Origin of the sequence: Rufibacter glacialis, from assembly GCF_008271745.1 — a bacterium.
Lineage (GTDB): Bacteria > Bacteroidota > Bacteroidia > Cytophagales > Hymenobacteraceae > Nibribacter > Nibribacter glacialis.
In genome coordinates this window covers 708677-722777 of the sequence record NZ_VKKZ01000010.1, presented here as the reverse complement: position 1 = coordinate 722777, position 14101 = coordinate 708677, and the positions used below count along the sequence as shown (strand labels likewise).

Genomic DNA, 14101 nt, shown 5'->3' with positions numbered 1-14101 from the left:
GGGCATTTACCCCTTGTTTTTGGAAAGGTACCCGGTAAACACGCTTTAGCGAACGTAGCCTTCTTTTACTATCTTGGCCCCATGAAGACCACCATTCCCCTGCTCCTATTTCTGCTGTGTTTTTTTCTTTTCCTGGCCCAAACGCCTGCTTTTTCCCAGGCCAAGAAAGCGGCCTCCCCAACTGACCAGGTCATTATCGGCATTGAGCGCCTGGTTTCCCCCGAGTTCCTGCCCTTTATCCAGAACCGCCGCGTGGCCATTCTCACGAACCACACGGGCATCATGCCAGACCGAAGCCACCTGGTGGACATGCTGCATGCTCGTTCAGATGTGAAAGTGGTGAAGCTGTTCAGCCCGGAGCACGGCATCAGGGGCGAGGCCGACACCCATGTAGCCAACGAGGTAGACAAGAAAACGGGCCTGAAGGTGATCTCGCTCTACGGCAACGTGCGCAAACCCACCCCTGAGATGCTGAAGGATGTGGACGCGCTTATCTTTGATATACAGGACGTGGGCGCCCGCTACTATACTTACATTGCCACCATGACGGCGGTGATGGAAGCGGCGGCCGAAAACAAGAAACTGATGATTGTGCTGGACCGGCCCAACCCCATTACCGGCCTGTACGTGGACGGCGGCGTGGGCAAAAACGCGAAACAGCCCGTAACCGGACCCAATTACCTGCCCATTACCCATGGCATGACCGTTGGGGAACTGGCCAAGATGTTCAATGGCGAGCGGGCCGCTAAAAAATTACCCCAGGCCGAACTCATGGTGGTGCCCATGCGCCATTATTCTCGGGGCCAGTGGTTTGACCAGACCGGCTTACCCTGGATCAAGCCGTCGCCCAACATGATCAACCTCACCACCGCCACCCTGTACCCGGCCACCTGCGTGCTGGAAGGCACCAATGTCTCGGAGGGCCGCGGCACCATGCAGCCTTTTGAGTTTATAGGCGCGCCCTGGATAGACGGCGAGAAGCTGGCCAAGCAACTCAACAGCTACAAACTGGCGGGCATCACCTTCAAAGCGGCCTCCTTCAAACCAGACAGCGTGGTAGACGGCATCCGCATCTATCCGCCTAAGTTTGTGGGGCAGACCTGCTACGGAGCCCAGGCCATTGTCACAGATAGAAAGGCCTTTGAATCGGCGAAAGCCACGGTCTATATCATGCACGCCCTGAAAACCCTCTACCCTACCCAATTGGAATGGAAGCACAGCCGCCTGGATGGTCTCTGGAAAACTGATGCCACCCGGCTCCAGTTGCAGGCTGGCAAATCACCCCAGGAAATTATAGCCCCATGGGCCGAGGAATTGACTTATTTTAAAAGAGTTAGAGCCAAATACCTCTTATATCCGTAGTAGGCAGACTACCAATTGTCCTACTCTATGGTTCTTCGGTTTTCTGCGGGTATGGTCTTCACTTTCTTCCTTGTATTGTTGGGTGCCTGCCAGTCCTCCACCCCCCAACATTCAATTTCTACAAGCCAAATACAGGAGCCTACCCGCACCTATGCCACCCAACACGTGATCCTGGTGGTGATAGACGGGGTACGGTACCAGGATTCCTGGGGCGATTCAACCCTCGCCAATGTACCGCGCATGGCCCGGGAACTGGTCCCGCAAGGGGCTTTTCACCCGCAGTTCTTTAACCAGGGAGAAACCCTAACCACGGCGGGCCATGTGGCCCTGACCACCGGGCACCACCAGAAAATTGAGAACGACGGCACTGAGATTCCGGACTTTCCCTCGGTCTTCCATTATTACCGGCAGTTCACCGGTGCCCCCGCCTCCAAGGCCTGGATCATTACCAGCAAAGACAAACTAGAGGTATTGGCCCGTACCAGCAGTACAGAAGCCGCCGCCGCCTTCGCCCCTTCCGTCAACTGCGGAGTCAATGGCCTGAACACCGGCTACCGCCCAGACACCACCACCCTGCGCGTAGCCAAACAGGTGTTGGCCCGTCACCAGCCTAAGCTGATGCTCATTAACCTGCGCGAACCGGACACAGAAGCCCACGAAGGGGATTGGAACGGCTACCTCAAAGCCATTCAGCAAAGCGACCGTTTAGTGGCTGATTTCTGGAAATGGCTGCAAAAACAACCTCGGTTCCAGCGCAACACCACTCTTCTGGTCACCAATGACCACGGGCGCCACACCGGCAGGCGATTCAAAAACCACGGAGATAATTGTGAGGGCTGCCGCCACATCAGCCTTTTGGCCCTGGGGCCCGATGTGAAACCTGGAACGGTGGCTACCAGGGCCCGGTCACAGGCAGACGTGGCCGCCACCATGGCAGAGCTGCTGGGCTTCCCCATTCCCCAGCGCGACGGGGAACCCATGACCGAGCTGTTCCAGCAACACGCCCTCACCGGGGAATAGAAAAAGCGTTTGGGGACTGTTTCTGTTAAAACAGGCCCCAAACGCTATGTATTAAGTAACATGCGGTGCTAAGAACAGGGACAAAACAGGCATTGCTTGTTTCATAGTACCCCTGGTAAGATCTTGGTAGTGAACGGTAAGGGTGGTTCAGAAAAGGTTTTCTAGTTCGCCCACAAGATCCTTTCAGGATGACAAAAGGTGTATCTTTCAGGGTGACAAAAGGTATACCTAAAGATATATTTAGTTTCTCCAGCCTTGGTACGCAATTTCTGAAGATGGTTTACGGAAGAACTGTGGTTTACCCCTTCAGGGCCTGGTTTCTTTCTTTCATTTCCAGGGCTTTGCGGGCTTCGGTTAGGCGCGTGAAGGCGGTGACGTTGGTGAAGATAGCCAGAATGGTGATGGGAATGGTGAAAACCGACATGGTCTCAAAGATATGGAACGGGATGCCGGGCACATACAGCTTGTAATCTCCGCCTATCAAAGAGGCGGTAAGGCCACAGAACATACCGGCCAGGGCAATGAGTACCACCCGCTCGGGCCGCTGGAAGAAGCCGCCCTTGCATTCCACGCCCAGCCCTTCCGCGCGGGCGCGGGTGTAGCTCACCATCATTGACCCGATCATGGCAATAAAGGCAAACAGTGAACTTAGGAAGTAGTTGTGCGCCATGAGGTAATAGCAGATGCCCAGGAACATGACTAACTCACTATAGCGGTCCAGCACCGAGTCATACAAAGCCCCGAAGGTAGAACCCATGTTGCCCATGCGGGCTACCTGCCCGTCCAGCATGTCAAACAGGCCTGCGATCATAATGAGTAAGCCGGCCCAGCCCACGTAAGAGAGGTCGTTCCGGTTCTCGCTCTCGCCGCCCACCACAAAGATGACGGCCACGCCAATGTTCAAGATGAACCCGGTGGTGGTCACAGCGTTGGGGGTAAAGCCCAGCTTGATCAGGAGCCGCACAAACGGGTTCACGATCTTGTAGATGCCCTGCTGCAAAAACGCTTTCCAGGCTTTCTCATCGGGCGCTTTTTGCTTTGCCAGGGTGAGGTCTACGTCTATTTTTTCTCTTGTTTCCATGTGCCCAAAGGCTGAGGGTTTGGTATAGGTCTGAAAACGAACTTCTTGTGCATGGGGTAATTAAATCCAACGCCTACCATGACAGAGGCGATCACTTTGGAAATCACGTAACTGACTCCCGCGTAATGGGTGATCACGAAAACGCCGGAGGCGTTCAGCAGCAGGCTTCCGTTCCAGATGAGGAAATACCTGGCAGCCTGGTTCAGCACCTGGGGATCATCTGAATGGAAAACCCAGCCCCGGCCCAACGAAAAATGCGTGAGTCCGCCAGAGATGGTGCCCATCACCGTGCCCAACATGTACCACCGCCCAAAGTATTCTACGGAAAAAATGGTCACCAGGAAATCAACGGCCGTGGCGCTTACAGAGGCGGTCTGGGCCTTTAAGAAAGTGAGCATCTATTAATTTTATACCATGAACAGGAAGTGTCAATAAAAGCTGGCAAAAACAATAACTGGATTTTGGCTACCTCCCCGCCAAGCAGTTCAGGAGAAAACTACCCGTACACCGCCAGTAAGGACAAGGCACTGAGGTTACCAGCCTTATCCAATACCCTATCAGGCTCAGAAAAGCCTCCTCCACTGCCAGACAGGAGGCCCGGGAACAAGGCGGCCAGCCGATAAGGCCCTACTTCGCCTTGTTCCCAAGAAGGTCATCCTTGCGGACCTTTCACCTCGCGGTTACAGGGTATCTACCAGATCTTGGTAATAGTCCAGGCCTAGGTGCGTGATGAGGTCTTCGCCCATCATGTGGCGCAGGGTGTTCTGCAGTTTCATGAGCTGCTTGAAGATGTCGTGCTCCGGAGGAAGGCCCTCGGCGGTTTGGGGCGACTTATAGTAGAAGCTCAGCCACTCCTGGATGCCGCTCATGCCCGCCCGCTGGGCCAGATCCGTGAACAGAGCCAGGTCCAGGGCCAGCGGAGCAGCTAAAATGGAGTCGCGGCACAGGAAGTTGATCTTGATCTGCATGGGGTAACCCAGCCACCCGAAGATGTCGATGTTGTCCCAGCTTTCCTTGTTGTCGCCATGGGGCGGATAGTAGTTGATGCGCACCTTGTGGTACATGTCGCCGTAAAGCTCGGGGTTGGCCTCAGGCTTGAAGATCTCGTCCAGCACGCTCAGCTTACTCACCTCCTTGGTCTTGAAATTCTCGGGCGCGTCCAGCACGTAGCCGTCGCGGTTACCCAGGATGTTAGAGGAGAACCAGCCCTTCACCCCCAACGCCCGCGCGTGCAGGCCCGGAGCCAGGATGGTCTTCATCAGGGTCTGTCCCGTCTTGAAGTCCTTGCCTGAGATGGCCACGCCCTGCTCGTGGGCCAGTTCCACCAGCGCCGGAATGTCCACGGTCAGGTTAGGCGCCCCATTCGCAAAGGGCACGCCTGATCTTAACGCCGCATAGGCGTACACCATGCTGGGGGCTATCTGCGGGTCGTTGTTCAGGAGGCCTTTCTCAAAGGCGGCGAGCGTCTGGTGCACGGCTCCCTCCTCAATGTAGATCTCTGTGGAGCCGCACCACACCATCACCAAGCGGGCGCAGCCGTGGGTTTCCCTGAACTCCCGGATGTCATCCATGAGTTGCTCGGCCAGGGCCATTTTGTTGGCGCCTTCTTTCACGTGGGTGCCTTCCAGGTTACGGGCGAAGGATTGGTCAAAGACGGCTTTCATGGGTTTGATGGCTTCCAGCTCGGGCTTGAGGGAGTGCAGCAGCATGGGTTCCAGCACCTTGGCGTGGGCGGCCGCCTCAAACACGTTGTCAGCGTACACATCCCAACCCCCGAAGACGATGTCCTCCAGCCCGGCCAAAGGCACGAATTCCTTGATGAGCGGGAAACGCCCTTCGGTGCGCTTGCCCAACCTAATGCGGCCCATCTGGGTGAGCGAGCCCACCGGTTGGGAGAACCCTTTCTTCACCGCCTCCACCCCCGCAATCAGCGTGGTGGCCACCGCGCCCAGGCCCGGGATCAGAATGCCTAGTTTCCCCTCCGCTCCTTTCACTTGATATTCCATGGTGTCGTATTTTAGCTTTATGAATAGATGGTCACTTTCATTTCTGTTCCAGAAGGGTAAGTTATCTAAATTCCCTTCAACCTCAATTCAGTATTTTCCCTATAACTTACTGCATTTATCGCATATAGCCAATAGAAGCTGGCGCAATATTGGCCAACTCCCTGGTTTAGGCGGATTTTCTGAAAAAGAGGCTCAAAAAAGATGTGAAATCCAGGCTTGGCTAACGGTTATCTGCTTCAGGGGCAGGCGGTTCTTCTGCCTGGGCAGGGGGTTTGGGCGGGGGTAGACGGCCGGCTTTTTTCAGCGCCTCCTGAATGATCCATTCCATCTGGCCATTGGTGCTCCTGAACTCGTCGGCCGCCCATTTCTCTACTGCTTTCATCATCTCTGCGTTCATGCGCAGGGCAAACGATTTTTTCTCGGCCATTGGCTAGTGGTGTAAGGTTCCGGCATTGACCACGGGTGACACGCTTCGGTCTGAGCACAGCACCACCATGAGGTTGCTTATCATGGCGGCTTTTCGCTCCTCGTCAAAGTCTACCAACCGCTTGTCGCTTAACTGGGCCAGGGCCATCTCTACCATGCCTACGGCGCCTTCCACAATTTTGGCGCGGGCGGCTACTATGGCAGTGGCTTGCTGCCGTTGCAGCATGGCACTGGCTATTTCCTGCGCGTAGGCCAGGTAACTGATGCGGGCTTCCAGCACGTGGATTCCGGCAATGGTCAGGCGCTCCATGAGTTCCCGCTCCAGTTCATCGTTCACCTCCTGGCTGCTGCCCCGCAGCGAGATCTCGCTTTCATCCTCGAAATTGTCATAGGGGTAGGCGCCGGCTAGTTTACGCATGGCAGACTCACTCTGCACCTTCACAAACTGCTCATAGTTGTCTACCTCAAAAGCGGCCCTGAAGGTTTCTTCCACCCGCCACACCAGCACCACGCCAATCATGATGGGGTTGCCCAGCTTGTCGTTCACCTTAATGGGGTTGGTGTCCAGGTTACGGGCCCGCAGCGAGATGTCTTTGGAGGTGAAGAATGGGTTGACCCAGAAGAAGCCGTTCTGCTTGATGGTGCCTTTGTAATCCCCGAACAAGGTAAGCACCCGGGCCTCATTGGGGTTCACGATCTTGAAGCCTTTGCAAATGAGCACGAACACCGCTGCGAACGGCACCAGCGTTTCGGGCCCAAAATAATAAACCGATGCCCCGGCCATCAACAGGACCAGCAGTAACAAGATGAGGAAAGTGTACCCAGAGGCGGGATGATGGGGTTTTTCTGCTTTCATAGTGGTATAAATTAATTTGATATCATTTTGATATCACAATATAATAAATTACCGGAACAGAAGAAAGCGATCCCTCAAAACGATTACTCTTTATTCAATTCGTTGAAAATCAGTATTTAAACTAGCAGCCCGCGCTAAGGAGACACGTATAAAAAAGGGTCTTACTATGAAAAAAGGAGGTTGATATGCGCATTATTCCTACCAGTGTCCATGGGGTCATGGACTATATCATTGCGGTTCTGTTGATAGCCGCCCCCTGGGCCTTCGGTTTTTACCGGGGCGGGATTGAAAGCTACCTGCCCATAGGCGTGGGAGTGGTTATTCTTCTGCAGGCCCTCCTGACCAAGAATGAAACCGGGGCCTTCAAAATGATTCCCATGCCCGCCCACATCATCAGCGACTTAGCCATTGGTTTCCTGCTGGCCCTGTCTCCCTGGTTGTTTTTCTTCCATGATTACATTTGGGAGCCCCATTTCATTGTAGGCCTGCTGATTGTGGGGCAAGCTGCCTTAACCCGCATGACCCCCGGCACCGTTTCCGGGAAACTTTCCTGAAAATAAGCTAAAAACGGAAGGCTCCTTTGCGGGGGGACAAAGAAACCTTCCGTTTTCAGCCTCATTTCCGTAAAACACGGGATAAACCAGGCAGGTCTAATTTGAAAAGGCGCGGGTCATTGATACCCTTTACCTCCCTGGCCGCAAGGGGCCCCAGAGAGTCCCAGGTCTATTCTCACCCCCTTTTATCCAAGGGCTGGAAAATGATACCTAGGCGATCCTCTATTTCCCCTCCTGAAGCTGCACCTGCAGGATATTGCCGGCCTTTTTCTTCCCTTCGTTGGAGATATACAATTCCCCTTCCGGACTGAAAGCAATGCCCTCTGGTTTGTAGAAAGCCGCGTCACTTAGTTTGTGCCGGGCCTTGATGCTCCCGTCGGGGTTCAGAATGAACAGCTGCGGATTGGCCCCTTCAGTCAGGTAAATCTCCCCGGTCACCGGATGCACGGCGATCTCAGACGGCTGCCAGACTTTGCTCAGGTCTTTCTTCTCGGTCTGCGGAAGCAGCGGATCGTTCAGGTTCAGCTTGAACACCGGTTGGTCAGACAGCTTCTTGGAGGCCAGGTCAAACGCGTACACGCCTTTGTAGGCAGGGGCTCCGGCTTCCTCGCCTTTGATGGCTACCAGCAAACGGTTGTTCTTGGCGTCATAGCCCAGGCCTTCCACGTTGTGGGCTTCGGTCAGGGGCGTGGCGTATTCCTTGATCTCGTTCTTAGGCGAGTGGATGTTGGTCACCTCAAACAGTTTTCCGTCGCTGCGCATGATGTAGGCCGTGTTGCCCACCAGCGCGATCCCTTCATAGTCTCCGGCGGCGCCGAAGGTGATCTGCCGTTCTATCTGCTGCTTCTGGGTGTCATAGAGGAAGATCACGCCGGCTTCGTCTTGCACGCAGGCAAATTTACCGTTGTCCAGGTAGGCAATGCCAGAGACTTCACGCAGGATCTCGGGCACGTCCCATTTCTGGTTCACCTGCACGGCCGCCGATGCCATTTCCACGGTCTTCTTCTTTTTGTTTTTCTTGGGTTTTCCGTCGCCCATGGCGTGGGCGCTGCCGTTGTCACAGGCCAGTACAGAGAAAGTCAATAGAAAACCAGTCAACATTATTTGAAAGCGTTTCATAGCTGTATTTTTAAAATTAGGGTTAGAGAAAAGTGTCGTTTTTTAGTAAAAGAGCGGCTCCTACGCAGAGTGACAGGACGCTCTTACCCTCCGGTTACAGGGTAATGACCTGCGGGCCACAGAGGCACCCGCCGAAGGGCTAATCCCAATAGGCGATTTCTGCCAGGGCCCCGGTGGCGGCGTATACTTTCTTCAGGTCTTCGTTCTGGTTCTCCAGTTCCACCTGATAATAGACCTGCCCCTCTCGTTCCACCTTTTCCAAGTCGTCAATCAGGTAGGCCTGGTAATCTTTCTGTAAAGCAACCGTGATAGCCTGGGGCAGTTGCGCCGACGTGATGTCTTGCTTCTGCATGAGGATCTGTCCGGTAGTATCAACCAAGACGGTATGGTCTATTCCGGCAATGTCAAACTCGGCCTCAAAATGAGCCCCTGTCCTCTCCCATTCAATGATCTTGGCCTGCGGGAATTTCACGTGCACTGAGTTTTGCACCAGTGAGGGCAATTGGCCAGGGGTAAGGTGTTGGCTGCACCCCAACAAGGTACCAGCGGCCATGCTCAAGGATAATAAGATCGTTTTCATAGGTCCGTTCTTTGGTTTTCAACTTAACTACACCAAAGGTCGGCCTCAAAACAGGAAAGAATTGGGAATCAGGGGAAAGGCTGAAAAAATTCTGTTTCACCGGTATTTTCTGAAAACAAACCTTGAAACAGGGCTGTCCGGGCCTTGCCGGGAGAAGGCAGTTAAGGAAAAGGGATCTAGCGGAACCTCACCGTGAAGGTGTGCCCTTCTTGGTAGGAATAGTGGATCTGGAAACCGTACAGGTCGCAGATGGCTTTTACAATGGGCAAGCCCAGGCCCGTGGAGGCCGAAGACGAGGCCTCTTTGAAAAAACGCGTGAAGACCTTCTCTTCTTCCAGGGGTTGTTCGCGGCCGGAGTTCTCAAAGCTGAGCGTAGTCTGGGTGAGCTGAATGCGCAGGAAACCGCCTTTCACGTTGTGCACCAGGGCATTCTTAAGCAGGTTCAACACCAGCATGGCGGCCAAGTCTGCGTTCATGGTGAGCGTCACCTCTTCCTCGGCCTGCTGGCTGACAGTGATTTCCTTGAAGGCCAGCTGGTCTGAGAAGTCCTGCAGGGACTTTTGCAGGAGCGGCGCCAGCGGCACTTCCTCTTCCTGCAGAAACTGGCGGTTCTCAATCTTGGAAAGCAGCAGCAGGGACTTGTTCAGGCGGGTGAGGCGCTCCAGGTTTTCCATCACGGCGCCAATCTGCTCTAACTGCGCCTCCTGCAAGGGTTGGCTTTCGGCGAGCAGTTCCAGTTTATTCAGGCTGATGGCCAGCGGCGTCTGCAGTTCATGCGAGGCATTCTCAATAAACGCTTTCTGGTTCTGGTAGGCGGCTACGTTCTGCTGCAGCAGCTTCTCTACGGTTTGGTTCAGGAGCTGGAATTCATCAATGTTGGTAGGCTGCACCGGAACGGGGGTAGGGTTCTCCAACCGGAAGTGCTGCAAGCGGTGCAGTAGGCGGTAAAAAGGCTGCCAGATCTTTTTCAGCAACAGGTTGTTGAGGATCAGGATACTGGCCAGCAGCCCCAAATACAGCCAAAGCAGCGAATACAGCAGGTCCTCAATCAGATCATCTTCCTCTACCATAGAGGTAATGAGCCGCAACTCATAATACCGCGCGTCCCGCTCAAATACCGTGGTGAGCATGCGTACCGGCTCGTAGTCCTGCTCGTTCTGCATGTACATGAGCGTATCCTGGTAGCGGTCTTTGGCGTGGAGGGCCACGTTGAACGGAATCTCCCTGATCCGGAAATACCCGGCCTCAAACTCCCTTTGCTGCAGCACGGTGCTGTCTTGGTTGGCTTTCTGCACCACCAGTATCTTCTGGTTTTCCAGGCCGTCATCCATGCTGTCATAGATTTCATCCAGCATGTTTACGTAGAAAAGGCCCGCCCACACAGAGAGCACCGCCAAGAGCAGCCCCGCAAAGTACGTGGTAGCGTGGTTCAGCAGCTTCATGCCGTGACCAGTTTGTACCCTATGCCGTAAATGGCCTGGATCTCCACCTCGGCGCCGTGGTCTTTCAGTTTCTTGCGCAGGTTCTTGATCTGTGAATAGATGAACTCATAGTTGTCGGCCTGGTCTATGTAATCGCCCCAGACGTGCTCGGCCAGGGCAGTCTTGCTCACCAGCCGGTCTTTGTTCGTAGTCAGGTAGAGCAGAATGTCAAACTCCTTCCGGTTCAAAACCAGTTCCTGCCCTCCTACCCATACCTGGTGTTTGTCTGGGTCAATCTGCAGGTTCTGGAGCTGGTGCAGGTGCTGGCCGTCAAACTTCCTTCGGCGTAGCACAGACTTCACGCGGGCGTGCAGCTCCGCCATGTGGAAAGGCTTGGGGAGGTAATCATCGGCACCTAATTCCAGGCCCTGTATCTTATCATCCACTGAATTACGGGCCGACACGATGATGACTCCTTCGGTTTTCTGCTGCTTTTTCAGTTCTTCCAGCAGCGTGAGCCCGCTGCCCCCGGGCAGGTTGATGTCCAGCAGAATACAGTCATAGGTATAGAGTGAGACTTTCTCCAGGGCACTCTCATATTCTGAGGCGGTTTCTACCAGGTACTTTTCCTGTTCCAAGGAACGTACCAGAGTGTCCAGCATTTGGGGTTCGTCTTCTATGACCAGTATTTTCATAAAGAAAGTTTTGGGGCAAGAACGCAGGAGAATCTGGAAAGACTTGGGAAAAGCCTGCCGCCTGTGCACAAGGAACAGATCGCTCCTGAAGGAAAAGGCACGTTTAGGGCCTGTTTATGCCAAAACGCGCCTGAATCAGGAACGGGTTACTTTGCCCTTGTTTTCCCAGTGGCTTGATTTGATGGTGACGCCGTCTGCCTCTACCTGAAGCCGCCGTACGTAGCGTTCCCCGTTGATGCTGCCATCTGGCCGTCTCTTCCCAATGAACAGCGTAATGGCGTGGCCTTGCCGGTCGGTGATGAAGGTGATGTCCTTTCCCGAGAACGTATCATCTAGGCGGCTGTCCGGGGCGAAGGGCTTGCTAAGTTTGGCTTCCAGCTTGGGGCTTAACGGCATAGCGGTCTGCTTAGGTGGTGGTGTAGGATTGCAGAATGGAAAGAGCCTCTGATTCACCGGCTTCCACCACCTCATCTATCACGGCCTGTATCTCATTATCTGACCAGTGGGCCTGCTCAGCGGCTTTCACAAAGACGCCCAAGGCCACAAAGCGGCCGCCTTCCAGGGGAAGGATGGTTTTTACTTTCTTACGGATGTTCATGCGGAATGAAATGTGATTTGCGGCTATTTTACGGAAAACAGACTGAAATCGCTAAGGCCGCCGGTGTTTTCCTGCGCCCACCGCAGCGCGGTAGTAGACTCCTGGAAATACTCTACCTCGGCGTGGAACTTGGGTCGCAGGGCAGCCACCATGCTACTGACGGCCATTTGGTTGAAGATATCATCTGAGACCACAAAGGCTAACCGCTTCACGCCCAGCAACTGGAACTGCGGAAACCAGGTGGAAAGAGTCCACTCCTGGTCGGCTTGCCGGATCACCTTCATGTGCTTCATGTCCATGACCCAGCTCAGCAGGTGTTCTTTGCGGGAAACCTGGATGGCTTCCAAAAGCCCTTCGCGGTATACTTCACTGGGCACAAAGTCCTGCCAGTGCAGCACAATCATGCGGTGCAGCCGGTCAGTTTCCAGTTGTAAGTAATGCAGGGACTCCATAGTTGTCTGTCTGTTTTGCGTTCCCGGGTAGCTGTTACCGCAGAAAGAACCCTTAGCGGGTAGATTGTTCTCCCCAAACACTGTATGTACCTTGTTTGATTGGCTGGGGTTTTGGAAAGAAACAATAAAAGGATTGCACCCTGCTAATACAGCCCCCTACTCCACTTGCCTCCACCAAAAAGGCCAATGTTTCCATTGGCCTTTTTGAGGATTGAACGTAAAGTTCAGGTTAAAATCTGGCATTGGCCGGCATTTTCGCCACCATCTGCAGGCGTTCATTCTTAGGGTCATAGGTGAGGCCTTTTTTGGCGATCTCCTTCATGGAAGTCGCGTTCTTAGCCCGGTAGTAAGATTGGCAGGCTCCCACAAATAACTCACCCATCATTCTTTCAGTGAAATCCCCTTTGTCCTTTTTGTAGAGGGTTTCCAGAGAGAGCAGCAATTTCCTGCCTTCGGTACGGCTGTCATCATTGAACGCATTCTGGATGGCCCGGGCGTAGGCTAACATGGAATTGCTATGGAAATGCGGGTCTTCCTGAAGGAAGGAGAACGTCTTCTGATAATTCTCCAGCGTTTTGGAAAGATCACCCGGGAAACGGTTCCTGTTCAGTTGCTCATAGAAAACGGACTTGAGCACCCCGCGTAACTCGGCGCTTGCCTGGTTGTACCCGTACGCCTTGGTCAGGTATTCCAGGGCTTGGTCATGCTGGTTGTTCAGCGCCTTTACCCTACCGTTGTGGAAATGATAGACATACGCGATGTCTTTATAAGAGACGCTATCCCGCGCTGCGCTCTTGAAAGCCGCAAAGATCTTGTTGTAGAAGACCGTGTCAGGCTTGTCCAACAAATGCTTCTGGGTCATCACCTTGAAATCATTGGTAAACTCATCGCGGTGTGCGTCGCCGGGTTGCATGGCGTAGAAACTAGTCAGCAGTTCAACCTGCTCCATTTTATCATAGTTCAGCCCTTCCATCTGCAAGGCAAGGGCAGAGGTGAGCAGGTAGCGGGTTTCATGCGACGGGTGTAGATGGTAGGCTTTCTGGAACGCTTTCCCAGCTTTGTCATACGCCTGTTCTTCATACTGCTTGATGCCCTCGTTGTAATACTGCAAAGACACCAATTGCTGGAAATTGATGGCTTTGTCGGCTTTGAAATTCTCGTTGAAGATGGCTTCCACTCCTTTGGTCCGCACCTCTTCTTCGCTCACCAGTTTGCCTTTCTGCAGATATTCTACATAGCTCTTCTTGAACTTAGGGTCTGGGGCGAAGTACCCGCCCAAGGGGTTGGTGGATTCCATCATGATCTTGCTTCCTTTGGGGTCGGCTACCAGATAGACGTGGGTGGGCAACTGCTTTATTTCATAGCCAATGCCGTAATGCTCCAGCACCAGCGCATACAAGGCGGTGGCACTCACACAATTGTACGTGCCGGTTTTCATGATTTGATCAAACGAGGCGATCTCCTCGTATTTCTTCAGGAATTGCCGGTGCGCCATGTCAAAGATCAGTTTTACCTGCTTGGGTAAGGTCTTCTCCCTTATTTTGCTGGCTTCCAAGGCCGTGTAAAGCTGCTGCATGGATTGCCCGGCCCACTCCAGTTCTTTCTCGGTGACCGTTGGGTTCACGGTCAGCAGCAAGGCCAGCTTGTTTTGTTCTCCCTTCTCTAAAGCTTTAAAGTGCTTTTCTTCAAAGCTGGAAGAGTACGAAAGGTTTTTGATGCGCAGCGTGTCTTTCTGTGCCTGGGCAGACAAGGCATAGCATAGCACTAGTAAAAGAAGTAAAGGTTTAGGCATAAGGTGGATTGGAAAAAATATAGCCTTTAAAAGTAACCATAAAATTGAAAATCACCCAAAGCAGACCCAAAATTATACCATTCATCTACCCCCTGATTTTCAAACCTCACAGTCCTGTATTATTACCAGAACCTGTTTT

16 protein-coding genes are annotated in these 14101 nt (G+C 53.5%); 3 read left to right on the top strand and 13 right to left on the bottom strand.

The window, feature by feature from the left end; genetic code table 11:
- Nucleotides 1-81 precede the first annotated feature (81 nt).
- On the top strand, nucleotides 82-1362 hold the full coding sequence (locus FOE74_RS03885) for an exo-beta-N-acetylmuramidase NamZ family protein (protein WP_149097273.1): 1281 nt from the start codon (nucleotides 82-84) through the stop codon (nucleotides 1360-1362).
- Between the two features lie 51 nt (nucleotides 1363-1413).
- Nucleotides 1414-2382, top strand: a complete 969-nt coding sequence (locus FOE74_RS03880; protein ID WP_192576586.1) for a sulfatase-like hydrolase/transferase — start codon at nucleotides 1414-1416, stop codon at nucleotides 2380-2382.
- Between the two features lie 298 nt (nucleotides 2383-2680).
- Here the strand turns inward: FOE74_RS03880 and FOE74_RS03875 are convergent, their stop codons facing one another.
- From FOE74_RS03875 to FOE74_RS03855, 5 genes are all read right to left on the bottom strand, one after another.
- The gene (locus FOE74_RS03875; RefSeq protein WP_149097271.1) at nucleotides 2681-3463 is read right to left on the bottom strand and encodes a CDP-alcohol phosphatidyltransferase family protein; all 783 of its coding nucleotides are present in this window, start codon (nucleotides 3461-3463) and stop codon (nucleotides 2681-2683) included.
- Entirely contained in the window at nucleotides 3442-3861 is a 420-nt protein-coding gene (locus tag FOE74_RS03870; RefSeq protein WP_149097270.1) for a GtrA family protein, read from the bottom strand. Before FOE74_RS03870 ends, FOE74_RS03875 begins: the two co-directional genes overlap by 22 nt.
- 282 nt (nucleotides 3862-4143) lie before the next feature.
- The gene (locus FOE74_RS03865; protein WP_149097269.1) at nucleotides 4144-5469 is read right to left on the bottom strand and encodes an inositol-3-phosphate synthase; all 1326 of its coding nucleotides are present in this window, start codon (nucleotides 5467-5469) and stop codon (nucleotides 4144-4146) included.
- 220 nt (nucleotides 5470-5689) lie between these two features.
- On the bottom strand, nucleotides 5690-5896 hold the full coding sequence (locus FOE74_RS03860; protein ID WP_149097268.1) for an Arc family DNA-binding protein: 207 nt from the start codon (nucleotides 5894-5896) through the stop codon (nucleotides 5690-5692).
- A 3-nt stretch (nucleotides 5897-5899) separates the two neighbouring features.
- Nucleotides 5900-6751: an SPFH domain-containing protein gene (locus FOE74_RS03855; protein ID WP_149097267.1), complete on the bottom strand. Its 852-nt coding sequence runs from the start codon at nucleotides 6749-6751 to the stop codon at nucleotides 5900-5902.
- A 185-nt stretch (nucleotides 6752-6936) separates the two neighbouring features.
- Here FOE74_RS03855 and FOE74_RS03850 point away from each other — a divergent pair, with 185 nt between their 5' ends.
- Nucleotides 6937-7305 carry an SPW repeat domain-containing protein gene (locus tag FOE74_RS03850; RefSeq protein ID WP_149097266.1) on the top strand — a complete coding sequence of 123 codons (369 nt, stop codon included), beginning with the start codon at nucleotides 6937-6939 and terminating at the stop codon, nucleotides 7303-7305.
- 222 nt (nucleotides 7306-7527) lie between these two features.
- On the opposite strand, the gene FOE74_RS03845 is transcribed toward FOE74_RS03850, so the two are convergent.
- From FOE74_RS03845 to FOE74_RS03810, 8 genes are all read right to left on the bottom strand, one after another.
- Nucleotides 7528-8424, bottom strand: a complete 897-nt coding sequence (locus FOE74_RS03845; RefSeq protein ID WP_149097265.1) for an SdiA-regulated domain-containing protein — start codon at nucleotides 8422-8424, stop codon at nucleotides 7528-7530.
- Between the two features lie 139 nt (nucleotides 8425-8563).
- The gene (locus FOE74_RS03840) at nucleotides 8564-9004 is read right to left on the bottom strand and encodes a PepSY-like domain-containing protein (protein WP_149097264.1); all 441 of its coding nucleotides are present in this window, start codon (nucleotides 9002-9004) and stop codon (nucleotides 8564-8566) included.
- Nucleotides 9005-9180: 176 nt separating this feature from the next.
- On the bottom strand, nucleotides 9181-10446 hold the full coding sequence (locus FOE74_RS03835; protein WP_149097263.1) for a sensor histidine kinase: 1266 nt from the start codon (nucleotides 10444-10446) through the stop codon (nucleotides 9181-9183).
- A complete protein-coding gene (locus FOE74_RS03830) occupies nucleotides 10443-11120 on the bottom strand; it encodes a response regulator transcription factor (protein ID WP_149097262.1) in 678 nt (225 codons plus the stop codon). The genes FOE74_RS03835 and FOE74_RS03830 overlap by 4 nt, the downstream gene beginning before the upstream one ends.
- Nucleotides 11121-11255: 135 nt before the next feature.
- Nucleotides 11256-11516, bottom strand: coding sequence for a hypothetical protein (locus FOE74_RS03825; RefSeq protein ID WP_149097261.1), 261 nt, complete (start codon nucleotides 11514-11516; stop codon nucleotides 11256-11258).
- Between the two features lie 10 nt (nucleotides 11517-11526).
- Nucleotides 11527-11718 (bottom strand): hypothetical protein, encoded by a 192-nt coding sequence (locus FOE74_RS03820; RefSeq protein WP_149097260.1) that lies wholly within the window; start codon nucleotides 11716-11718, stop codon nucleotides 11527-11529.
- 23 nt (nucleotides 11719-11741) lie between these two features.
- The gene (locus FOE74_RS03815) at nucleotides 11742-12170 is read right to left on the bottom strand and encodes a hypothetical protein (RefSeq protein WP_149097259.1); all 429 of its coding nucleotides are present in this window, start codon (nucleotides 12168-12170) and stop codon (nucleotides 11742-11744) included.
- Nucleotides 12171-12399: 229 nt separating this feature from the next.
- On the bottom strand, nucleotides 12400-13962 hold the full coding sequence (locus tag FOE74_RS03810) for a hypothetical protein (RefSeq protein ID WP_149097258.1): 1563 nt from the start codon (nucleotides 13960-13962) through the stop codon (nucleotides 12400-12402).
- Between the last annotated feature and the right edge of the window lie 139 nt (nucleotides 13963-14101).